Annotated in this window: 26 protein-coding genes and 1 pseudogene; 10 read left to right on the forward strand and 17 right to left on the reverse strand. The window is 64.8% G+C overall.

Going from position 1 to position 20500, the window contains the following annotated elements; all coding sequences use genetic code 11:
• The first annotated feature begins 98 nt into the window (after nucleotides 1-98).
• The gene (locus tag J2R80_RS03385) at nucleotides 99-734 is read left to right on the forward strand and encodes a pyridoxamine 5'-phosphate oxidase family protein (RefSeq protein WP_057015991.1); all 636 of its coding nucleotides are present in this window, start codon (nucleotides 99-101) and stop codon (nucleotides 732-734) included.
• Between the two features lie 75 nt (nucleotides 735-809).
• On the opposite strand, the gene J2R80_RS03390 is transcribed toward J2R80_RS03385, so the two are convergent.
• Together J2R80_RS03390 and J2R80_RS03395 are read right to left on the reverse strand one after the other, a co-directional pair.
• Nucleotides 810-1541 (reverse strand): glutathione S-transferase family protein, encoded by a 732-nt coding sequence (locus J2R80_RS03390; protein ID WP_057015990.1) that lies wholly within the window; start codon nucleotides 1539-1541, stop codon nucleotides 810-812.
• A 64-nt stretch (nucleotides 1542-1605) separates the two neighbouring features.
• Complete coding sequence (locus tag J2R80_RS03395) at nucleotides 1606-1839, reverse strand: hypothetical protein (RefSeq protein WP_057015989.1); 234 nt, start codon at nucleotides 1837-1839, stop codon at nucleotides 1606-1608.
• Nucleotides 1840-2046: 207 nt separating this feature from the next.
• Between J2R80_RS03395 and J2R80_RS03400 the strand changes: the two genes are divergently transcribed.
• Together J2R80_RS03400 and J2R80_RS03405 are read left to right on the forward strand one after the other, a co-directional pair.
• Complete coding sequence (locus J2R80_RS03400; protein ID WP_028336549.1) at nucleotides 2047-2745, forward strand: YafY family protein; 699 nt, start codon at nucleotides 2047-2049, stop codon at nucleotides 2743-2745.
• The gene (locus J2R80_RS03405; protein ID WP_076832520.1) at nucleotides 2745-3071 is read left to right on the forward strand and encodes a YkgJ family cysteine cluster protein; all 327 of its coding nucleotides are present in this window, start codon (nucleotides 2745-2747) and stop codon (nucleotides 3069-3071) included. Before J2R80_RS03400 ends, J2R80_RS03405 begins: the two co-directional genes overlap by 1 nt.
• Nucleotides 3072-3078: 7 nt before the next feature.
• On the opposite strand, the gene J2R80_RS03410 is transcribed toward J2R80_RS03405, so the two are convergent.
• The 3 genes from J2R80_RS03410 to J2R80_RS03420 form a co-directional block, all read right to left on the reverse strand.
• Nucleotides 3079-3480 (reverse strand): hypothetical protein, encoded by a 402-nt coding sequence (locus J2R80_RS03410; protein ID WP_016847470.1) that lies wholly within the window; start codon nucleotides 3478-3480, stop codon nucleotides 3079-3081.
• 171 nt (nucleotides 3481-3651) lie between these two features.
• The gene (locus J2R80_RS03415) at nucleotides 3652-4005 is read right to left on the reverse strand and encodes a DUF3307 domain-containing protein (RefSeq protein ID WP_082653700.1); all 354 of its coding nucleotides are present in this window, start codon (nucleotides 4003-4005) and stop codon (nucleotides 3652-3654) included.
• A 187-nt stretch (nucleotides 4006-4192) separates the two neighbouring features.
• Nucleotides 4193-4432 (reverse strand): hypothetical protein, encoded by a 240-nt coding sequence (locus J2R80_RS03420; protein ID WP_141342405.1) that lies wholly within the window; start codon nucleotides 4430-4432, stop codon nucleotides 4193-4195.
• Here J2R80_RS03420 and J2R80_RS03430 point away from each other — a divergent pair.
• Nucleotides 4431-5841 (forward strand): annotated as a pseudogene (locus tag J2R80_RS03430) (TAXI family TRAP transporter solute-binding subunit). The gene J2R80_RS03420 and the pseudogene J2R80_RS03430 sit on opposite strands and share 2 nt — an antisense overlap.
• 256 nt (nucleotides 5842-6097) lie before the next feature.
• On the opposite strand, the gene J2R80_RS03435 reads toward J2R80_RS03430, so the two are convergent.
• From J2R80_RS03435 to J2R80_RS03445, 3 genes are all read right to left on the reverse strand, one after another.
• Complete coding sequence (locus J2R80_RS03435; protein WP_076832525.1) at nucleotides 6098-6859, reverse strand: Crp/Fnr family transcriptional regulator; 762 nt, start codon at nucleotides 6857-6859, stop codon at nucleotides 6098-6100.
• A gap of 211 nt (nucleotides 6860-7070) precedes the next feature.
• Nucleotides 7071-7433: a PRC-barrel domain-containing protein gene (locus tag J2R80_RS03440; RefSeq protein ID WP_076832528.1), complete on the reverse strand. Its 363-nt coding sequence runs from the start codon at nucleotides 7431-7433 to the stop codon at nucleotides 7071-7073.
• 92 nt (nucleotides 7434-7525) lie between these two features.
• Nucleotides 7526-7732 carry a hypothetical protein gene (locus tag J2R80_RS03445; RefSeq protein ID WP_057016269.1) on the reverse strand — a complete coding sequence of 69 codons (207 nt, stop codon included), beginning with the start codon at nucleotides 7730-7732 and terminating at the stop codon, nucleotides 7526-7528.
• Between the two features lie 307 nt (nucleotides 7733-8039).
• Here J2R80_RS03445 and J2R80_RS03450 point away from each other — a divergent pair, with 307 nt between their 5' ends.
• Genes J2R80_RS03450 through J2R80_RS03460 form a run of 3 tightly spaced genes read left to right on the forward strand, consistent with a single transcriptional unit; the run spans nucleotide 8040 to nucleotide 8739 of the window.
• Nucleotides 8040-8231, forward strand: a complete 192-nt coding sequence (locus tag J2R80_RS03450; protein ID WP_016847464.1) for a hypothetical protein — start codon at nucleotides 8040-8042, stop codon at nucleotides 8229-8231.
• 25 nt (nucleotides 8232-8256) lie between these two features.
• Entirely contained in the window at nucleotides 8257-8469 is a 213-nt protein-coding gene (locus tag J2R80_RS03455) for a hypothetical protein (protein ID WP_016847463.1), read from the forward strand.
• Between the two features lie 51 nt (nucleotides 8470-8520).
• Nucleotides 8521-8739 carry a hypothetical protein gene (locus J2R80_RS03460; protein WP_253637987.1) on the forward strand — a complete coding sequence of 73 codons (219 nt, stop codon included), beginning with the start codon at nucleotides 8521-8523 and terminating at the stop codon, nucleotides 8737-8739.
• 114 nt (nucleotides 8740-8853) lie between these two features.
• Here J2R80_RS03460 and J2R80_RS03465 read toward each other — a convergent pair whose 3' ends face one another.
• Entirely contained in the window at nucleotides 8854-9723 is an 870-nt protein-coding gene (locus J2R80_RS03465) for a DUF6537 domain-containing protein (protein WP_082653713.1), read from the reverse strand.
• A 29-nt stretch (nucleotides 9724-9752) separates the two neighbouring features.
• Entirely contained in the window at nucleotides 9753-10421 is a 669-nt protein-coding gene (locus J2R80_RS03470; protein WP_016847460.1) for a Crp/Fnr family transcriptional regulator, read from the reverse strand.
• Nucleotides 10422-10738: 317 nt separating this feature from the next.
• Between J2R80_RS03470 and J2R80_RS03475 the strand changes: the two genes are divergently transcribed.
• Nucleotides 10739-11851: a cyclic nucleotide-gated ion channel gene (locus tag J2R80_RS03475; RefSeq protein ID WP_057016272.1), complete on the forward strand. Its 1113-nt coding sequence runs from the start codon at nucleotides 10739-10741 to the stop codon at nucleotides 11849-11851.
• A 14-nt stretch (nucleotides 11852-11865) separates the two neighbouring features.
• On the forward strand, nucleotides 11866-12651 hold the full coding sequence (locus J2R80_RS03480; RefSeq protein WP_076832869.1) for an enoyl-CoA hydratase/isomerase family protein: 786 nt from the start codon (nucleotides 11866-11868) through the stop codon (nucleotides 12649-12651).
• Between the two features lie 199 nt (nucleotides 12652-12850).
• Here the strand turns inward: J2R80_RS03480 and J2R80_RS03485 are convergent, their stop codons facing one another.
• Both J2R80_RS03485 and J2R80_RS03490 read right to left on the reverse strand, forming a co-directional pair.
• Nucleotides 12851-13285, reverse strand: coding sequence for a DUF6157 family protein (locus J2R80_RS03485; protein ID WP_057016273.1), 435 nt, complete (start codon nucleotides 13283-13285; stop codon nucleotides 12851-12853).
• 14 nt (nucleotides 13286-13299) lie between these two features.
• Entirely contained in the window at nucleotides 13300-13947 is a 648-nt protein-coding gene (locus J2R80_RS03490; RefSeq protein ID WP_253588185.1) for a glutathione S-transferase family protein, read from the reverse strand.
• Nucleotides 13948-14029: 82 nt separating this feature from the next.
• Between J2R80_RS03490 and J2R80_RS03495 the strand changes: the two genes are divergently transcribed.
• On the forward strand, nucleotides 14030-15028 hold the full coding sequence (locus tag J2R80_RS03495; RefSeq protein WP_076832533.1) for a YafY family protein: 999 nt from the start codon (nucleotides 14030-14032) through the stop codon (nucleotides 15026-15028).
• Nucleotides 15029-15241: 213 nt separating this feature from the next.
• Here J2R80_RS03495 and J2R80_RS03500 read toward each other — a convergent pair whose 3' ends face one another.
• The 5 genes from J2R80_RS03500 to J2R80_RS03520 form a co-directional block, all read right to left on the reverse strand.
• The gene (locus J2R80_RS03500) at nucleotides 15242-15652 is read right to left on the reverse strand and encodes a hypothetical protein (RefSeq protein ID WP_253637988.1); all 411 of its coding nucleotides are present in this window, start codon (nucleotides 15650-15652) and stop codon (nucleotides 15242-15244) included.
• A gap of 75 nt (nucleotides 15653-15727) precedes the next feature.
• Complete coding sequence (locus J2R80_RS03505) at nucleotides 15728-16441, reverse strand: nitroreductase (RefSeq protein ID WP_076832539.1); 714 nt, start codon at nucleotides 16439-16441, stop codon at nucleotides 15728-15730.
• A 100-nt stretch (nucleotides 16442-16541) separates the two neighbouring features.
• A complete protein-coding gene (locus tag J2R80_RS03510) occupies nucleotides 16542-17792 on the reverse strand; it encodes an acyl-CoA dehydrogenase (RefSeq protein WP_253637989.1) in 1251 nt (416 codons plus the stop codon).
• A gap of 133 nt (nucleotides 17793-17925) precedes the next feature.
• The gene (locus tag J2R80_RS03515) at nucleotides 17926-19173 is read right to left on the reverse strand and encodes an acyl-CoA dehydrogenase (protein WP_076832542.1); all 1248 of its coding nucleotides are present in this window, start codon (nucleotides 19171-19173) and stop codon (nucleotides 17926-17928) included.
• Between the two features lie 117 nt (nucleotides 19174-19290).
• Nucleotides 19291-20418 carry an acyl-CoA dehydrogenase family protein gene (locus tag J2R80_RS03520; RefSeq protein ID WP_076832544.1) on the reverse strand — a complete coding sequence of 376 codons (1128 nt, stop codon included), beginning with the start codon at nucleotides 20416-20418 and terminating at the stop codon, nucleotides 19291-19293.
• Nucleotides 20419-20500: the final 82 nt, after the last annotated feature.

The following is a 20500-nucleotide window of genomic DNA, read 5'->3' on the forward strand; positions in this document are numbered from 1 at the left end:
ACAGTGAAGTGTCAATGCACAAGATTGCTTACGATCTTGGAATGTCCATCTTTAAGCGGCGAGGACAACCACTCAGGCGCCCGTCACGGGAGGCTCCGATGTCAGATGGTCACAGCTATGCGAGCGACGTCGCATTCAGTCCGGCGGTGAAGGCGATCCAGACCCGCAAGGGCTCACGCGCCACCTACGCCGAAGTCGAGGCACATGGCGGCTGGCGCAGCGAGATCGACGAGAACCTCGCCGGCTTCCTCGGCGAGGTGAACAGCTTCTATCTCGCGACCGCCTCGGCCGACGGCCAGCCCTACATCCAGCATCGCGGCGGACCGAAGGGTTTTATCAAGGTGCTCGACAAGCACACCATCGCGTTCGCCGACTACAGCGGCAATCGCCAGTTCATCACCCAGGGCAATCTCTCGGAGAATGCCAAGGCCTATATCTTCGTCATGGATTACGCGCACCGCCGCCGCGTCAAGCTGTGGGGCGAGGCGAAGGTGGTGGAGGACGATCCGGCGCTGACCCGCACGCTGATGCCGCAGGGCTACCGGGCGCGGCCCGAGCAGGTGATCCTGTTCAAGGTCACGGCGTGGGACACCAACTGCCCGCAGCACATTCCGCAAAAGTTCGACGCGGCCGATGTGGCGGCAGCGCTGGCCTCGCGCGACCAGCGCATCGCCGAGCTCGAGGCGGAGCTGGCCGCATTGAAGGGCCAGCCCGCTCCTGCCGCGCCGGCTTAGGCATGATCCGGAAAAGTGCGAAGCGGTTTTCCGAAAGGATCATGCCCCGAACTAAACCTAAAGCGCGATCGCGCTTTAGGCCGCCTGCTGCTGCAGCGGCGCCCAGGCGAATTCCGGATAGTATTGCCGCATCATCCGGCCGACATAGGCGGTGAGATTGTCGAACTTCTCGGTGCGCTCGCGCAGCGGCGAATCGAAGAACGGGGTGAGGATTCCCGCCAGCGCGCCGAACGCGGTGGCATCGGTGCCGCACGGCGCATCGCCCATCAGATACGGCTTGTCGCCGAGTTGCACAGACAGCGCGAACAGCGAGCGGATCGCGAGATCGACGTCTTCGTCCGGTCCGTGACGGCCAAGCCCGCTCAGCAGATAGTTCTCGGCAACGCGGAACTGGGCGTCCTCGCGCATCTTGTCGCGCATATGGTCGGGCGCGCCGTCGAAGAAATGCGCGGGCCCCTTGGCGAAATTGGTGTCGTCGACCCAGCGCGCGCCGACCAGCGCCCAGTAGACGTGATGCTCGATCATGCGCTCGAAGGCCCAGGCCTGGGCGCGCGCCTGCAGGCTGAGCGGCGCGTCGAAATCGAAGCCGTATTTGCCCTCGATATGGGCGCGGATGAAGGTCGAATCGGCGATCGTCTCGCCGTCGTCGACGATGAACGGCAGCTGGCCCTTGGGAGAGGCCGGCGGCATCGCCTTCTCCTTGCGATAGTCGAGCCCGGCCATCTTGAGCTGGACCTCGGTTTTGGTCACGAAGGGGCTGATTTCCGGCAAGCCGAAGCCCGTGCCAAAGCCAAAAAGCGTAATCATGTGAAGCTCCCGATCGCCTGTGGTCGTGAATTGAAGCTAGCCGTCCCCTGCTGCCAGCATGGTGTCAGCAGTAGTGGCATTCACTGTCGAACGGGCCGGCGGGTGCGAGGCGGCGAACCGCCCCGCGAACGCGCTTGACCAGCCGTGCCCGCCCGTAGGACCAGACCGTGCTGATCGACTGTGCGATCAGCGCGACCAGGGCCCAGCGCAGGTCGCCGGAGGTGGAGTAGACCGTGACCAGCTGTTCCAGCGCAAAGCCTTGCGCCTGCCGGAAACCGAGTTCGTCAAGATTCGTCATGGACAAATTCCCTTCACTTGAGGTGTTGTCCTGATATAGCCCCCACCTGCTGCCAACATGCTGTCAGCAGCAGCCGGACGGGACCCAGAAAAGCCTGCGCACCGAGAGACGACGAGACCCGTCAAGACACTCGTCAAGACGGCTGCCAAAACCGCTACCGAGACACTCGACAAGACACGTGCCAAGAGAGCGATCGAGAGAGTTGCCATGAGACGCGCCGACCGGCTGTTTCAGATCATCCAGGTGCTCCGACGCACCCGTAAGCCTTTGACTGCCGATGCAATCGCCGCCGAGCTCGAGACATCGAAGCGGACGATCTATCGCGACATCGCCAGCCTGATCGAGCAGCGGGTGCCGATCCGCGGCGAGGCCGGCATGGGCTACATCCTGGAGAAGGGATTCGACCTGCCGCCCTTGATGCTGACACCCGACGAGATCGAGGCCTGCGTGCTCGGCGCGCAATGGGTGGTCGGCCACGCCGATCCCGCGCTGGCGCGCGCGGCCGAGGACCTGATGGCCAAGATCGCCGAGACCGTGCCCGACCGGCTGCGGCCGTTCGTGCTGGAGCCGGCGAGCCGGGCCCGCTCGGCCTGGAACCGGGAGCCCGACCGCATCGACATGGTCAGGACCCGCAGCCAGATCCATGAGGGCAAGAAGATCACGCTGAACTATCGCGACGAGCATGGCCGCGATAGCGAGCGCACGATCTGGCCGATCGCGGTCGGCTATCACGAGGCGGTGCGGCTGCTCGCCGCCTGGTGCGAGCTGCGCAAGGATTTCCGCAGCTTCCGCACCGACCGCGTGGTCACGGCGGTCTATCACGACGAGAAGTATCCGGAGCGGCGCGACCTGCTCAGGGCGCGCTGGCGGCGCAGCCTGGTCTGGGAAGCGCCGAGGGACACCTGATGGCCGACAACGCGACCGACACAAGCCCCTGCCAGTCCTGCGGCGCCTGCTGCAGCTATTCGGAGAACTGGCCGCGCTTCACCATCGAGGACGACGCGCAGCTCGATCTGATCCCACCGCAATTCGTCAATGCGCGACAATCAGGCATGCGCTGCGAGGGCGATCGCTGCTCGGCGCTAGCGGGCCGGGTCGGAGAAGCAACGCGCTGCGAGGTCTATCCGGTGCGGCCGGAAGTATGCCGGACCTGCCAGCCGGGCGACGCGGAATGCGCGATGGCGCGGCGCCGGCACGGGCTGCCGCTCATCGCGAGCGCGCAGCCGATCTAGCCAGACGTTACGCCGTGACCCTGTCGCTGACGTCCTCGTCGTCGAGTTCGTCATCGACGATCGGCGCGAAGGTCGTCAGCGGCTTGGTCGACAGCGTGATCGGCTTGCGGCCACCATGCGAAACGGTGGCGGCGCGGGCCGGCTCGCGCGACAGCGCGTAGAGCGTCGAGCCGACACGGCCGCCTGAATTCGCCAGCTCCCACTCGCTGCAGCTCGACGCGATCGCGACCGCGAGCGCGTGCAGATGGCTGCGGCGATAGCAGAACAGCGCGAGCCTCGCCCTGACATCGGGCGCGACATTGGCAACCAGCAACGAGAGCCCGTTCGGATTGGCGCGATACATCTGGCCGAGCAGATCGTCGGCCACCGGGCAGGCATCGTTCTCGAAGGCGTCGCGGCTTGAAAACATTTGCAAATCCCCCTCGATCGGGAAGATGCCGCGTAATCCTCTAACGAAAGGTTAACCACGGCCTCCGGTCGCTTCCGGAGGGTCTTGCCCGTTGCGCGCGAATCACATCCGCCCGCCGCAACCCGGCTGGATTCGTGGTTCAGGACGGGAGGAAAGGTGCGCGCGAGCCGCTCAGTTCGCGGCCATGTAGATCGACAGCGCGAAGCCGGTGAGGTGGTGCAGCGCCTGGTCGACCCCGATCAGGGTCCAGAACCAGGGGTGGCCGGATTCCAGCGTCACGCCGAAATGCGAGGCGCAGATGCCCTTGGCCCGATCGACGATGATGTGGATCACGAAGTCGATGAAGGCGACATACCAGAACCGCGGCGCCACCACCAGGATCAGCGCCAGCGCGACCGCGAGATGGACCAGGCAGTGCGCCAGCAGCGGCAGCGCCCAGCCGGTCTTCTGGTCCTTTCCGATCGCCATCCAGGCGTTCTGCAGCATGAAGTCGGCGATGATGTGCTTTGCGGTGAGAAGCGACATCCATCCCACCAGGGCACCAACCGACACCGACGATGACATGGAGGGAAACAACAAGCTGACGCCCTTTTACTTCGATGAATGTGATTGCAAGAAATCCGGGTCAGGCCGTCAGCACAATTCCGCAAACCGAAGCGTGTCTCATTTATGACATCTCCGGCGCCGGAATGCACCTGCGCCTCCTCGAAAATCACATCTCGCTCCGACCGTCGATAGTGGCAATGGTCATGTGGCATCGCGGCGCAGGCCGGCCGAGATTAAGGTTACGGCCGGCGGCCGGTTTGCATTCCCCCCGGGGAGGTATATCGTCGGCAACATAGGAAATTTTCTTTCTTTTATAGCCATTTACGGATTCACCGGGCAGCGCCGCGCCGATCGGGTCGCGGCAACGGGCCGTCCCGGACGGGTGATGAGCCAGGTAATCAGCCATGAGTGCCGAAGCCCCCTCGCCTGCGCCGCTGCCGCCGCCGAGCCCTCCGGTCGCCAAACCGGTCGTCAAGACCAACCGCGCGCAGATCATCGTCTTCACCCTGCTGACGCTGCTCCTGAGCGCGGTCACCGTGATCGGCGGCCGGCTCTGGCTGCGCAATTCCGAATTGCTGGTGTTCGCGGTCGGCGATGCCAAGGGCCCGGAGGCGAAATTCGCCGCCAAGCTCGCCACCGTGCTGAAGAACAATTCGTCGCGGCTGCGGCTGAAGATCGCGCCGAACCCCGACAACGCCCAGGGCGCTGGCGCAATTCGATCGCCGCGACGCCTCGCTTGCCATCCTGCGTACCGACGCAAGGGTGCCGCCGCGTGCCCGCGCCATCGCGATCCTCGAGCATGACGTGGTGCTGGTGCTCAGCCCCGGCGGCAAGAAGATCAAATCGCTGAGCGAGCTCAAGAAGAAGCGGATCGCGGTCGTCGGCGACGGCGAGAACAGCGTCAATTTCGTCCGCAGCGCGCTTGAGATTGCGGACAGCCCCGACGCGGCGCAGCGGGTACAGCAGGCGCCGCCGAACACACCTTTCGACAAGCTGTTCGCCTCCGGCTTTGCCGCCGTGATCGCGATCGAGCATGCTTCGAAGATCGTGAAGGACAAGACCTACGAGCAATATGCCAAGCGCCCCGGCGGCTTCACGCTGAATGCGATCGACGCGGCCAAGGCGCTGGCGCGCAAATACCCGGCGATTTCGGAGGAGACGGTCTCGACCGGCATGCTGTCGTCCTCGCCGGCGATCCCCGATGACGAGGTCGACACCATCGGGCTGGAATGGCTGCTGGTCGCGCAATCCTCGATGTCCACGACGACAGCCGCCGAGCTCGCGCGCATCATCTATGAGAACAAGTCGGAGCTCGCGCTCGACGACGGCTTTGCCTCCAAGATCGAGCCGGCGGCGACCGACAAGGACGCCTTCATCGTCGCCCATCAGGGCGCCGCCGAATACATCAACGACGATACCAAGTCGTTCATGGATCGCTACAGCGACGTGATGTATCTCGGCGCCGCCGCCCTCAGCATCATCGGCTCGATCTTCGCCGCGATCTACACCAAGATCACCCGCGTCGCACCGGAGAAGGCCAGCGAGCTGGCGGGCAGGATCCTCGACATCGGCGAGCGCGTCGAGCACGCCACTTGCGCCGAGCATCTCGACGAATTGCAGGATGAGCTCGAGGCGATCCTGCGCGGCGCGGTGACCGGCCTGCGCGACGGCACCGTTTCCGGCGACGGAATGGACACGTTCAAGCTCGGCTACGAATTGGTCCGCGACGAGATCGCACTGCGCCGCGATCACCTCAAGCGCCACCCGGCGACGCCGGACGAGAACCTCGTGGTGGTGAAGGCGGCCAATGGGTGAACCAAGCCGTTGGTCACGCCACAGATACAACTGTCGTCCCTGCGATCGCGCCGCATGCACCACTGTCGTCCTGGCGAAAGCCAGGACCCATTACCACCGCTTTCGCTGATGAACGGGATCGCGGCCCCAGCATCGCGCAACAATTGAGACTTGGGGTAATGGGTCCTGGCTTTCCCCAGGACGACACCGCGTATGTTGAACGGCCGGTGAACCATACATCGGCACGCTCTCGACATGCACCGGAGCGCAGCGCTTACTACCCGACCGCCGCGTCCGTCGGCGTCGCAGCGGCGTCGAGCTGCCGTCCCTCGTGATCCATATGCAGGTAGTTCGGGTTGAACAGGCCGGCGTGCATCAGCCGCTCGAGATTGGGGACGACCAGGGTCTTTCCCTTGAGTACGATCAGGCCGCCGGCGCGCAATTCCTGCAGCGTTCGGTTGACGTGAACCTTGGAGAGCCCGGTGGCATCGGCGAGATCGCCCTGGGTCAGCGGGAAATCGCAGCTGTCGCCCTGGGTCAGGCCTGCGGCCCGCAGCCGGAGCCAGATCTCGCACAGCAGATGGGCCATCCGCTCCAGCGCCGTTCGCTGGCCGAGGCTCATGGTCCATTCGCGCTGGATCGCCGCGTTGACCAGGGTTTCCCACCAGAACGCGGTCACGATGCGCGGATGTCCGGCTGCGACCTTGTCGAAGAATTCGCGGGAGAGGTCGGCGATCGACACTGCGGTGACGGTACCGATCGAATGATCCATCTCGCGCAGGATGAAGACGTTCACATCGCAAATGTCGCCGGGCAAGAAGAAGGCCACGATCTGACGCCGGCCGTCCTCGAGCTGCTTGTAGCGATAGGCCCAGCCGGACAGGATCAGATGGACGTCCTTCGGCTTCTCGCCCTCGCGGACGATGTCGACCCGCGGACCAAAATGGCGGACGCGCTCGGTAGACGCGCGATTGAGAAGAACCTGGTCTACCGGCGAAAGCCGTGCAAACTGCTCCAATTTCCGGACTAGCGACGCCAACGATTGGTCTCCCGCATGTTTAATCGGGCAACTGCAGGACCGACTTCAATTACGTATGTTACCTTGCACAGTTATTGAGGTATGTTCACTAGTGTACAGACGTCCCAAGGATGCGACGGTTACATCCCCGAGCATCACGCACACCTCGACGCCCGGTGGTACCACCGGTGAAATACGGGTCCCCCGGCTCAGGGGGACGTCTAAGGGACGTTCAGACGAACGGCACGCCGTAGTAGTCGTTCACCGCGCGCGTGGTGCCGATATCGGACCAATTCCACTCGCGCTCGCTGCCGTATTTCGGCGCGCCGCGCAGCTGGCTCTCGGTGACGCCGGTGATATAGCCGCCCAGCCTCGTGTCGTATTTGAGCGACTGCCAGGGCAGCGGATAATGGTCGTTGCCGAGACCGAGAATGCCGCCGAAACCGAGCACGGCGTAAGACACCCGCCCGCTCTTCTTGTCGATCATCACCCGTTCGATCGAGCCGATCTTGCGCTCGTCGGAGCCATAGACCGCGGTGCCCTCGACCTTGTCGCTGCCGATCAGGTTTCCGACCTCCTTCTCGTCCATCGCCATGTCGATTCTCCATTGATCCCTCGACGCCAACGGTCAACCCGGGTCATCGTTCCTGCCGCATTGCCGCGATTGCTGCAAAAGCGGAACGCCGTTCAGCCCGTTGGAGGATCGCCGCGGTCGTCTGATGTCATGCCGGATCCCGGTGTCTTGTCGGCATCGTTCAATTTCGGATCACGCGTCGCTTCGCGCGCATTCGACTTTCGCGGGTCGGTCTTGTGCGCGGCCTGCGCGCGCTGCTTGTCGGCCGGCTGCTCCTGCCCCTTGTCGTCTTTGACGATACCCTGATTGGAATGTGCCACTGCTTATGTCCTTCTTGTTGCCTTGGCTGCCTTGCTTGAAGACATGCGGGCCCCGGCGATCAAATTCGCCGAGGCCCGTCACCGGAGTGGTCCACCGCCTTTCGGGGAGCAAAGCAGCGAACGCACGGGTGTTACGCAGAGCGCCGAAGATCGTTCCTGCGATCTTCGCGATCCCGGGTCGCGATCTCAGGTCCCGATTTTGGGTCGCAATTTCCGGCGCGCGTTTTTTCAATTCGACCGATGTCATGGGTTAACGACGGCATCCGGGGAACAAGCCTAGTATTGCTGGTTCCAGCTCGGAGACGGCATGATCAAGAAGAAGCGCAACAGGTCGCGGCCTCCCGGATCGTTCGAAAACCGCTTGCAAAAATTCGCCGAAGATTCGCGCATTGCGGCACGCAAGCTGCCGCCGGGACGGGAACGCGAAATGCTGATGAAGAAGGCCAGACAGACCGAGACTGTGATGGAAGTCAGCGAATGGCTGACGTTCCGCAAGTAGCCGCGAGTCTCAAAGGAGAGCTGCGATGATCGAGGAACGGTTTGACTCACGCACGCTCTTCGCCATGAACGTTGCGCTCGATCGCGTTTGCGCAGACGCACCTCACGGCGAGGAACATGACACCCGCCGCCGCGTTGCCCGATACATCATCAAATGCGCCAAGAGCGGCAGGACGACGCTTTCCGAGCTGACCGAAGCCGGACGGCAGGCGTTGGCCAAGGCCACCGCCGCGGCGTGAAAACCGGCGTAAGTGCCTGTTGCCCTCGGCCCTCAGCAGAGGCAGCTACGCATGCGCATTGCAATCAGTATCGGCCTGCTGGCCTTTTTGGCCGCCGTCGGCGCCTACGCCTATGAAGGCCTGACCGTGGATGCTCCGGTGCCGACCTACGGCATCGTGGTGTTTACGATCGGCATTGCGTTTCTGGCCGCGGTCTGCATCGGCCTGATGGGCCTGTTGTTTTATTCCAGCCGTCGCGGCTACGACGAGCCGCCGCACATCAAGCAGTAGATGGCTTCGGCAGATTCCCGCTGCATTGCGAGCGAAGCGAAGCAATCCACAGCGCCGCAAGCGGGGAACTGGATTGCTTCGTCGCTTCGCTCCTCGCAATGACGGCGAAGGTTCTTACGACACCGCCGGCGCCCGAGCGCGGATCTCCGCGATCTTGCGCTTCAGCGCTGCCTGCCGCGGATCGGGCATGGTGGCAGCGCGCGCTTCCGCAATGGCGCCGGCAAGGTCGGGGAGCACGAGCACGCCGTCGAAGGTCGGCTTGGCGAGCCCGTCGATGATCACGTGCCAGTCCGCGATGCCCTGGCGGTAGGGATCGCCGTAACCCTGGATCATGGTCGCGGTCTGCACGACCGCCGGGGCGGCGCTCGGCTGCTTGGTCAGGCTGCGGTCGATCATGTGCAGCCAGCGCTCGACCCAGACGCGCTCCCTGGCATAGCGTCCCGAGAACAGCCGCCAGCGCTTCAGGCCCGCTTCGATCCTGAGCCGGCGAACGCTGAAGCGGTTGTTCGCGCTGAAGCGGATCGAGACCCGGCGACGCCGCCAGCCGAACTGATCCAGCACGCCGAGCACCGGATCGGCGACCACCGCCGGCAGGGCGTCGATCAACTCGTCAAGGCGAAACTTCTTGACGTCGTCGGCCGAGCGCGCCGCAAGGCCGCCCACCGCACTGACTTCGCCAAGCTTGAGCTGCGCGATGCGGATCGCGTCCTCATAGGCCATGCGCTCCGCCATCAGGCGGGCGATCTCGGCAAGCAGGGCGTCGTCAACGCCGCGGCGGCCGACGAAGCGCTTGAGCCGGTCGATATAGAGCTGGGCGTAGCTCGTGCTCTGATAGGCGATCAACAGATCGATGGCCTTGGTGACGGCCGGCCCGAGATGGTCCGGGCAGGCGTCGGGCAGCACCGGCGGCCCCTCGTCCTCATCGCCGATGATATCGGCAAAGAGGTAACGGAGCGAAGCCAGGAGACCGTCGTCATCCGCCACTGCGGCGCCTCCAGAACTCGTCACGGGGCTCATGCAGGTTTGGGCTCCGCGACCTGTGGGGTGGCGTGCTGCGCGAGCTGCTGCTCGAGCGTCGAGATATTCTGGAACAGGCGGGCGCTGGCGAGGCGCAGGAAGTAGAAGCCGAACGCCGGGTTCTGGACGTAGAGCTGCTCGACCTGGTCATAGGTCACCGACAGCACCATGCCGGTCTCGACGCACTCCAGCGTCTGGGTTCGCGTGTTCGACGGCGACAGCATGCCGAACTCGCCGACGAGGGCGCCGACCGGCAGCTCGATGCCGGATTCGACCAGGCGGAAGCGGCCACTGACAATGTAGAACATGCTGTCGGCCTTCTCGTCCTTGTAGAACAGGACTTCGCCCGCGGTGCATTTGCGTTCCGTCGTGAACGGCTTCAGCCATTCCATCGACAGATCGCTGTTGACCGATTTCTTCACGTTGCGGACCAGTTGCAGCATCTGGTGCAGCCGATAGGTGTTCACCGGCAGCAGCACGGCATGCAGGATCAGCGTCGCGTAATTGTGGGTCGGGACGGCGGTCGCGATCAGGATGATGTTGGTCAGGATGGCGAAGACGCGCAACGGGATCATGGTCCGCATCGACAGCGTGGCAACCACGAAGATCGATGCGAAGAAACTGCCGGCGGCGCCGGCGTGCTCCGCGAGATGTGAGGTATCCATCGGAAACCAACCAATTTCTCAAGAAGTGAATAAGATCGCCTTATTAGTCGCTTCATTCCGGCCAAGGTCGCATCGGCGACCAGCATCCCTGATATACGGGGAAAAAGCGACGTTTTGTCCGATTTCTCACATTCGCGGGCGCAAAATCGGGCCAACATGGTTAGGCCTTTCGTCCAACTGATGGGTCTTCCGCCGCGAGCATCCCGCCATGGCCTGCGCGTTGACGGCCTCAACCGGGAGAGGCACGTTGTGACATCGGCTCTGCCGTTCGCAGGGCCTCAATTCCAGCAATTCATCGACAGGCAAGCTCCGTTCCGATGTCCAAGCGGCTCGTCCTTCCGGCCTTGACGCGCTTCGTTTCCGCCACCGCCGGCCGCAACATGACCACGGCGGCCTATGTCGCCGTCGCGGCCGGTGTCGCCATGATGACGCTGCTGACGGTCGCGCCGGCCCATGACGCGGCGCCGCGCTGGGTGGATGCGCTGCTGTGGGCCTGCCTTGCCTATTTCGTATTCGAATGGCTGGTGCGGCTGCGCCACATGGGCCGGCAGGGCAAATTCTGGTTCTACGCGCTGTCCAGCGCCGGCGTGGTCGACGCGATCGGCGCGCTGGCCGTGCCGGTGGCCTTGCTGTCCGGAGTCGAGCCGAAAACCGCCTGGCTGCTCGGCGTGCTCTGGGTGCTCAAGGTGGTGCCGGGCATTCCCGGCCTGCGCCAGCTCCGGCGCGTGCTGGTGGTGGAATCCGGGCCGCTGCTCAGCGTGCTCGTGATCTTCCTGATGGTGGTGTTCCTGGCCTCCGTTGCGGAATATTTCCTGGAGCGGGACGTCCAGCCGCAAACCTTCGGCAGCGTGCCGGCGGCGCTGTGGTGGGCGGTGGTGACGCTGACCACGACCGGCTACGGCGACGTGGTGCCGATCACCCCGCTCGGCCGCGTGGTCGCCGCCATGGTGATGATCTCGGGCCTCGGCGTGTTCGGGCTGTGGACCGGTATCCTGGCGACCGGTTTTGCCGCCGAAACCCGCCGCGACAATTTCTTGAGAACCTGGGAGACCGTCAGCAAGGTGCCGTTCTTCGCGCATCTCGGCCCGGCCGCGATCGCCGACGTCACCCAAATGCTGCGGACCATGGACCTGCCGCCGCGCACCATGATCATCCGCAAGGACACCAATGGCGACTGCATGTATTTCGTCGCCGCCGGCGAGGTCGAGGTCGACCTGCCCGGGCGCAAGGTGAAGCTTGGCGAAGGCGAGTTCTTCGGCGAGATGGCGTTGCTAGGCAACACCAAGCGCGGCGCCAGCGTCTCGACCAGCAAGGTGACCAGGCTGTTGGTGCTTGACCTGGTCGATTTCCGCCTGTTGATGGCAAGGCATCCCGATCTCGCCGAGACCATCGACGCCGAGGCCAAGCGGCGCGAACGTGAGAATCAATAATGATGGAGACCAAGATGGCTGACGCGGCCGACACCGCCAGCGGACCCGTGCTCGAAATCGCGGGCGCACGCGCAACGATCCGCCTCAACCGGCCGAAGCATCTCAACCGCCTGCAGGCCGAGGACCTCGGCGAGCTGCTGACATTGTTCGACCGGATCGAGGCCGATCCCGCGATCCGCGTGCTGGTGCTGACCGGAACCGGCCGCGCATTCTCCGCCGGCTACGACCTCAACTCCGTCGCCGAGCGCGCGGTGAGCGCCAGCGAACAACAGAGCGCGGGTTCGGCGTTCGAGGTCGTGGTCAACCGCCTCGAGGATCTCAGCGTGCCGACGATCTGCCGGCTCAATGGCGGGGTCTATGGCGGCTCGACCGACCTCGCGCTCGCCTGCGACTTCCGCATCGGCGTCGATACCGCCGAGATGTTCATGCCGGCGGCGCGGCTCGGGCTGCACTATTACAAGAGCGGCATCCAGCGCTACGTCACGCGGCTCGGCGTCGACAACGCCAGGATGCTGTTCCTGACCGCGCAGAAAATATCGGCGCCGGAGATGCTGCGGATCGGCTATCTCACCGCGATGGTATCGCTCGATCTGCTCGACGAGGAAGTCGACAAGCTCGCGACGATTTTGGCGGGCAACGCGCCCAAGGCGATGGCCGGCATGAAGCGCGCAATCAACGAATTCGCCCGCGGCGCACTGGATGAAGCCGCCGCCGACGCCCGCCACCGCGACAGCATGCGCGGCGACGAGATCAAGGAAGGCATCAAGGCCTTCGCCGAGAAGCGGGCGCCGCGGTTTTAGCGATTGGTCGCACGGCACACTCCCTTCACCCTCCCCTGGAGGGGGAGGGTCGGGTCACATGGAGCGCAGCGGAATGTGAGACGGGGTGGGGTGATCTCTCAGCACGAACGGTGCCCGAGTGGAGAGATCACCCCACCTCGGTTCGCATTGCATGCGAACCGATGCTCCCCCTCCAGGGGAGGATGAGAGCAGTGCCTCTTCACGCCCGCTTCGACCGCATCGCGCGGACCTGCGCGATGTCAGGATCCGCGGCGAGTGCCTGGTAGCGCTTGCTGTCGACGGCGTAGAGCGCGATGCGGCCCTCGGCGTCGGCATGGACACCCCAGCCGAAACGCTTGCCGAGCGGCGAGGCGCGCATGCAGGCCTGGCCGCGCGAGAAGAACGTCTCGCGGGCGAGGCTGCGCGCCTTCTTCGCTGCTTTCGCATCGAGCACGCGGCCGGCCGCCGACGTCGCGAACACCACATCGTCGGAGGTGTACTTGTAGGGCGCGCCCGCGATCATCCGGTATTGCAGCACGGCAACCGTCGGCTGGCCGCCGCGCAACTGCGGCTCCTCGCCGCGCTGCGCCGGGCAGTCCTCCGCGACGCGGATCAGGGTGTTGAAACAGTTGGTGCTGTGCAGGACTTTCGCCATCGGCCCGATCCGTATCACACCCCGGCGGCCGCGGCATGCTGCGCCGCCATCTTGTCGTCGGCCTTCGATATCCGCTGGAAGGCCGGGCGCGCGGCGATGCGCTCGGCATGGCGGACGAACACGTCCCTTTTCGGCACGATGCCGAACATCATGGTCCAAGAGAGCGCGATGCCCCAGAGGATGTCGGCCGCCGTGATCTCTTCGCCGAGCAGATAGGGCCCCTTTGCCAGCTGCGATTCCAGCGCGCCCAGCATGGTGTCGTAATCGGCATAGGGCGACTGCGTGATCGGCGCGGGCTCGCGCTTCATGAAATGGTCGATCACGGCCGGCTCGAACGATGCGCCGTAATAGGCGATCCAGCGCAGATACGGGCCGCGGCGCGGATCGTTCAGCGCCGGCGTCAGGCCGGCCTGCGGAAACAGATCGGCGAGATAGATGAAGATCGCGACCTGCTCGGTGACCAGCGCGTCACCATGGCGGATCGCCGGCACCTTGCCGAGCGGATTGATGGCGAGATAGGCGTCCTTGCGCTGCTCGCCGGCCTTCATGTTCAGGACGTGCAGGTTATACGGCGCGCCGAGTTCCTCCAGCAGCACGCGGGTGCCGGTGGCGCGGCTTTGCGGCGAATAATACAGCGTGACGCGGTCGGTAGTGGTGGTCATGGCGGGTCTCCTTGCGCCGTCGGGGGCATGGCCTCCTTATGTCCGCCTATACCTGACATCTTGTGTCAGGTATGATCCAGCCATGCGCGCGAGCCGGCTGTTTTCCATCCTCACCACCCTGCAGGCGCGGGGGCAGGTCACCGCGCCTGAGCTTGCGGAGGCCTGCGAGGTTTCGGTGCGCACGATCTACCGCGACATCGACGCGCTCGCCGCCGCCGGCGTTCCCGTCTATGCCGACCGCGGTGCCGAGGGCGGCTATCGCCTGCTCGACGGCTATCGCGTCCGGCTCAACGGCCTGTCGCAGGGCGAGGCCGAGGCGCTGTTCATGGCCGGTCTCCCGGGGCCCGCCGCCGCGCTCGGCCTCGATGCCGCGATGGTGGCGGCGCAGACCAAGCTGATGGCGGCGCTGCCGGAGAACCTGCGGCCCAACGCGCGAGGGATGCAGCAGCGCTTCCATCTCGACGCGCCCGGCTGGTTCGGCGAGACCGAGGAGCCGGAGCATCTGCGCGCCATCGCCGGCGCCGTGCTGCGCGAGACCATGCTCGAGATCCGCTACCAGAGCTGGAAAGCCGAGAAGCGGCGGCGCGTGGCGCCGCTCGGCCTCGTGCTAAAGGGCGGCAGCTGGTATCTCGCCGGCCTCGTCGACGGCAATGTGCGCACCTACCGCGTCGCGCGCGTGCTGGATTGCACCGTGCTGGAGACGCCGTTCGCGCGGCCGGCGGAGTTCGACCTCGCCGCCTATTGGGGCGCCTCGATCGAGCGGCTGGAGGCCGAGCTGCATCCGAACGAGGCCACGGTGCGGCTGTCGCCGCTCGGGCTGAAACTGTTCGATGCGCTTGCGCATCCTTACGTGAAGGCGCGGATGCGGCTCACTGATGGCACCGACGCCGACGGCTGGCGGCTCGCCACCATGCCGGTCGGCAAGACGGTGTGGCATGCGGCGACCGAGCTGCTGCGGCTCGGCGCCGAGGCCGAAGTGGTCGCGCCGTTAGAGTTGCGCGAGAAGATGGCCGAGCTGACGGACGCGATGGCCGCGCGCTATGCCGACGCGCCAGCCCGCCGCGCGGTGGCGGGACGCTGAAGCGTAATGAGATTGGGTTGAATGGAGCCGCAGGAGCAGTGCGCTCCCTCGCCCCGTTCTTACGGGGAGAGGGTTGGGGTGAGGGGCTGTCTCCGCGCATACGGTGATAGCTGCGCTTGCTGAGCCCCCTCACCCGGAACGCATCTAACGATGCGTTCCGACCTCTCCCCGCGCGCGGGGCGAGGTGGAGCAGAGTCTGCGGTTCGCTGCTTGCTAGTAGCGGCTGTCGGAGCTGATCACGAAGCGGTCGAAAAAATTGACCGGCAGGATCTCGAACCGCTCCAGCGTCAGCGTAATCCCGGTCACGAAGTCGACGCCCTTGATCGTGCCCTCAAGATCGATCCGCCGGCCGCGACGCAGGCCGCGGGTTTCCGGATGTTGCTCGATGTCGATATAGGCATAGATCGGATTGTCGAGCCGCGAATGGCGATGCCAGCCGCGTTGCAGGAAGCTGAATTGCAGCACCGAGCCCGCGCCCCAGTCGATCGCGTCGAAGAAGCGGGTCTTCCAGGCAACGCCCTGTCCCAGGTAATGCGCGGCGATGAACGCGTCGCGATCGAGTGAAGGCAGACGGTGCAGCTGCCAGCTGATCTCAGCCGGCGTCAGGGAGGCGTTATTCGCCATTTTTGTTCTTGTCGTTTCTTTGTAGCTTTTCTTGTCCTCGGCGGGGAGTGAACCGACCTTCCCGCCTTGAGGAAATTATACATCGACGAATGTGACGGTGTCTTCCACGGTCGCGCGCGACGTGCGGTAGCTGTTCACCTTTTGCGCGTGATCCGCATAGCCGAACGAGATACCGCAGACAACCCGGCGATCGTCGGCCAGGTTGAAATGACGACGGATCAGCCCGGAATGGCGCGCGATCGCCGCCTGCGGGATGGAGCCGAGCCCGAGCGCCTGCGCCGCTAGCATGAAGTTCGAGACATAGCCGCCGCAGTCGATCGCACCATAGATGCCGAGCGGCTCATTGGTGTGGATCACGGCAATGTGCGGCGCGCCGAAGAAATTGTAGTTCTCCAGCGCCTGTTTTGCATAGGCCGGCTTGTCGCCGCGCGCGATGCCGAGCGTGTTGTAGAGCTGGAAACCGCTTTCGCGGCGGCGCTCCAAATAGACCCCGACATATTCGCGCGGCGGCGTGAAGTCGTAATCCTCGCCGAGGCCGCGCGACGCCTCGGCATAGATCGCCTTGCGAAACCGCTCCTTGGCCTCGCCGGAGACGATCAGCACCTGCCAAGGCTGGCTGTTGCACCAGGATGCGGTGCGCTGCGCGGTCGACACAATGTGCTCGATGACCTCGCGCGGCACCTCGCGCGGCTGGAACGCGCGCACCGAGTAGCGCTCGTTGAGCAATTCCTCGAGCGCGCCGATACGGTCCTCGGTCGCGTAGCGCGGGTTCGGTGTCTTCGCGTCCATGATATATATCCTCTTTTTTCGTCATTCCGGGGCATGCGAAGCGTGAACCCGGAATCTCGAGATTCCGGGTTCGATGCTTCGCATCGCCCCGGAATGACGACTAACCACCCCGCCCCTTGGTCGGGATCTTGTTGTAGGGCACATCCTTGTCGACGCGAATGTCGCCGGGCAGGCCCAGCACGCGCTCGGCGATGATGTTGCGCAGGATCTCGTCGGTGCCGCCGGCGATGCGCATCGAGGGCGACGACAGCAGCATCTGCTGGAACTGGCCGTTGGCCTGCTCCTCATCGGTGCCTGTGAGGCTGCCCGCCGCGCCTTCAAGGTCCATCGCATAGGTCGCGATATCCTGCAGCATCAGGCCGGAGACGAGCTTGCCGATGGAGTTTTCCGGGCCCGGTCGCTCGCCCTTCGACAGCGCCGAGATGGCGCGGTAGCTGGTGTATTTCAGCCCGCTCGCCTTCACCGCCCAGCTCGCAAGTCTGGAGCGCACCGCCGGATCGTCGATCGCAAGACCGTCCTCCAGCATCAAATTGGAGCAGAACTCGAACATCTCGGGCACGCCGGTGGCGAGCCGCGCGCCGATCGACATGCGCTCGTTCATCAGCGTGGTCAGCGACACGCTCCAGCCCTCGCCGACCGCCCCTAACCGCTGGCTGTCCGGGATTACGACGTCGGTGAAATAGACCTCGTTGAACTCCTGCATGCCGTTGGCCTGCTTGATCGGCCGCACCTCGACGCCGGGGCTCTTCATGTCGAGGAAGAACATCGTGAGGCCCTTGTGCTTCGGGACATTCGGATCGGTGCGCGCGATCAGGAGGCCGTAGTCGGAGTAATGCGCGCCTGACGTCCAGATCTTCTGGCCGTTGACGACCCAATTGTCGCCTTTCTTCTCGGCGCGGGTGCGCAGCCCCGCGACGTCGGAGCCGGCCGACGGCTCGGAGAACAGCTGGCACCAGATCTCCTCGCCGGAGGCCAGCTTCGGCAGATAGCGGCGCTTGGCATCCTCGCTGCCCCAGGCCATCACGGTCGGGCCGCACATGCCCTCGCCGATCTGGAACGGCTGGGTCAATTTGCCGTAGACGCCCTCTTCCTGCTGCCAGATCACGCGCTCGATCGGGGTGGCGCCGCGGCCGCCATATTCCTTCGGCCAGTGCAAGCAGGCCCAGCCGTCCTCGGCCTTCTTCTTCTGCCAAGCCTTGCCGACCTCGACCATGTCGTGCCTGGCGAGCCTGATACGGCCGAGCGACGACTTCGAGAGCTCCTCTTCGAACTCCTTCGGCGCATTGGCCGCGATCCAGTTGCGGGCGATGGCGCGGAACTCGGCTTCCTGCGGCGTGTCATCGAAATTCATGGCGGCTCCTTTTCTTTGTCATTCCGGGGCGCGCGCAGCGCGAACCTCAGATGCGCGGTTGCGCATCGGGGAATCTAGAAGTTATGTCGCTCGAGTTCCGGGTTCGCCGCTTCGCGCCGCCCCGGAACGACGGTTAAGCTCTTCCCTTGGTCGGGATCTTGTTGAAGGGGACGTCCTTGTCGACCCTGATGTCGCCGGGCAGGCCCAGCACGCGTTCGGCGATGATGTTGCGCATGATCTCGTCGGTGCCACCCTCGACGCGGGTGCCCGGCGCGCGCAGCAGCATCGCCTGGAATTTGCCGGCGACCTCGGCATCCTCAATCCCGTTCAGCGCGCCGGCCGCGCCCTGCAGATCGAGCGCATAGGTCGCGACGTCCTGAATCATCGAGCCGGCGACCAGCTTGCCGATCGAATTCTCCGGTCCCGGACGCTCGCCCTTCGACAGCGCCGAGATCGCGCGCATGCTGGTGTATTTCAGCCCGCTCGCCTTCACGGCCCAGTTGGCGAGCTTGGAGCGCACCGCGCGGTTCTCGATCGCGGGGCCGTCCTCCAGCATCAGGCTGTTGCAGAAGTCGAACAGCTCGGGAAAGCCGGTGGCGACACCGGCGCCGATCGACATCCGCTCGTTCATCAGCGTGGTCAGCGACACGTTCCAGCCGTCATTGACATTGCCGAGCCGCTGCGAGTCCGGAATGCGCACGTCGGTGAAATAGACCTCGTTGAAGTCGGAGGCGCCGCTCGCCTGCTTGATCGGCCTGACCTCGACGCCCGGGCTCTTCATGTCCAGGAAGAACATGGTGAGGCCCTTGTGCTTGGGCACGGTCGGGTCGGTGCGGGTGAGCAAGATGCCGTAGTCGGAATAATGCGCGCCCGAGGTCCAGATCTTCTGGCCGTTGATCACCCACTCGTCGCCATGCTTCTCGGCGCGGGTGCGCAGGCCGGCGACGTCGGAGCCGCCGGCCGGCTCGGAGAACAGTTGGCACCAGATCTTCTCGCCGGAGGCAAGCGGCGGCAGATATTTGCGCTTCTGCTCCTCGCCGGCGAACGCCATCATGGTCGGGCCGCACATGCCGTGGCCGATGATGAACATCGAGCTAAGGCGGCCGAACGGGCCCTCCTCCTGCTGCCAGATCACGCGCTCGATCGGCGACGAGCCGCGGCCGCCATACTCCTTCGGCCAGTGCAGGCAGGCCCAGCCGGCATCGGCCTTCTTCTTCTGCCAGGCCTTCGCGACCTCGAGAATGTTGGCGCCCTTGAGCGCAACACGGCCGAGCGAGGCCTTGCGCAGCTCGTCCTCATGTTGCTTCGGTGCATTGGCCGCGATCCAGGCTTTCGCCTCGGCGCGGAATGCGGCCTCCTGCGGGGTGTCATCGAAATTCATGGTGGCTTTCTTTCCGTCATTCCGGGGCGATGCGCAGCATCGAACCCGGAATCTCGATTCCCAACCTCTGGATTCCGGGTTCGCGCTACGCGCGCCCCGGAATGACGAATCGTATCGTTACGCCGCGTTCTTCTTGCGCATGCGGTCGATCAGCGCGTCTTCCCAATAGGACAGGCTGCCGAGACCGAGCGCCACCGCATTGGCGCGGCGGTAGTACATGTGGCAGTCGAACTCCCAGGTGAAGCCCATGCCGCCATGAACCTGGATGTTGTTTTTGGCGCAGTGCTGGAACGCCTGCGTCGCGCTGATGCGCGCGGCGGCGGCGGCTTCCGGCAATTCGCCGGCATTGGTCGAGAGCGCCCAAGCGCCGTAGTAGCAATTTGAGCGCGCCAGCGTCGCCGACACATACATGTCGGCCAGCATGTGCTTGACCGCCTGGAACGAGCCGATCGGACGGCCAAAGGCAATACGATCAAGCGCATAGTCGCGGCCCATCTCCAGCGCGCGGTCGGCGCCGCCGACCTGCTCGAATGCCGTCAACACGGCCGCGCGATCCAGCACCTGGGAGATGACGCTCCAGCCCTCGCCGGTAGCGCCGAGCGGCTCGGCCTTCGCATCCTTGAAGGTGAATTCGGCCTGGCCGCGGGTCAGGTCGATGTTGGTGAGCGACTTGACCTCGACGCCGCCGGCCTTGAGATCGACGATGAACAGGGAAATATCGGACTCGCGTCCGCTCGAGCCGGTGCGCGCGGCGACAACGGCGAAATCGGCGATCGCGCCATCCGGCACCGGCTTCTTGACGCCGTTGAGCACGCCGCCATTGGCCGTGAGCTTGATCGCTTTCGGCGACGGGTTGCCCTTGCCTTCGAACAGCGCCAGCGTGCCGATGGCTTCGCCCGCGGCGATCTTCGGCAGCCACTTCTGCTTCTGCGCGTCGCTGCCTGCGATCAGGATCGCTTCGGCGGCGAGATAGACGGTGGAGGAAAACGGCACCGGCGCCAGCGCGCGGCCCATTTCCTCCGCGATCACGCAGAGCTCGAGATGGCCGGCGCCCGCACCGCCGAACTGTTCCGGGATCGCAACGCCAAGGAAGCCCATCTCGGCGAGGCCCTTCCACAGCGCCTTGTCGTAAGGCGCCTTGCCGTCGAGCACCTCGCGCACGGCTTTCGGCGGGCACTGTTCGCTGAGGAATTTCCGCGCCTCGTCGCGCATCTGCTTCTGTTCGTCGGAGAAATCGAAATTCATGGCGCTTACCTTTTCTTGCTGTCATTCCGGGGCGATGCGCAGCATCGAACCCGGAATCTCGACGTAAGGAACCTCTGGATTC

Source organism: Bradyrhizobium sp. USDA 4541, assembly GCF_024171085.1.
Taxonomy (GTDB): domain Bacteria; phylum Pseudomonadota; class Alphaproteobacteria; order Rhizobiales; family Xanthobacteraceae; genus Bradyrhizobium; species Bradyrhizobium australafricanum.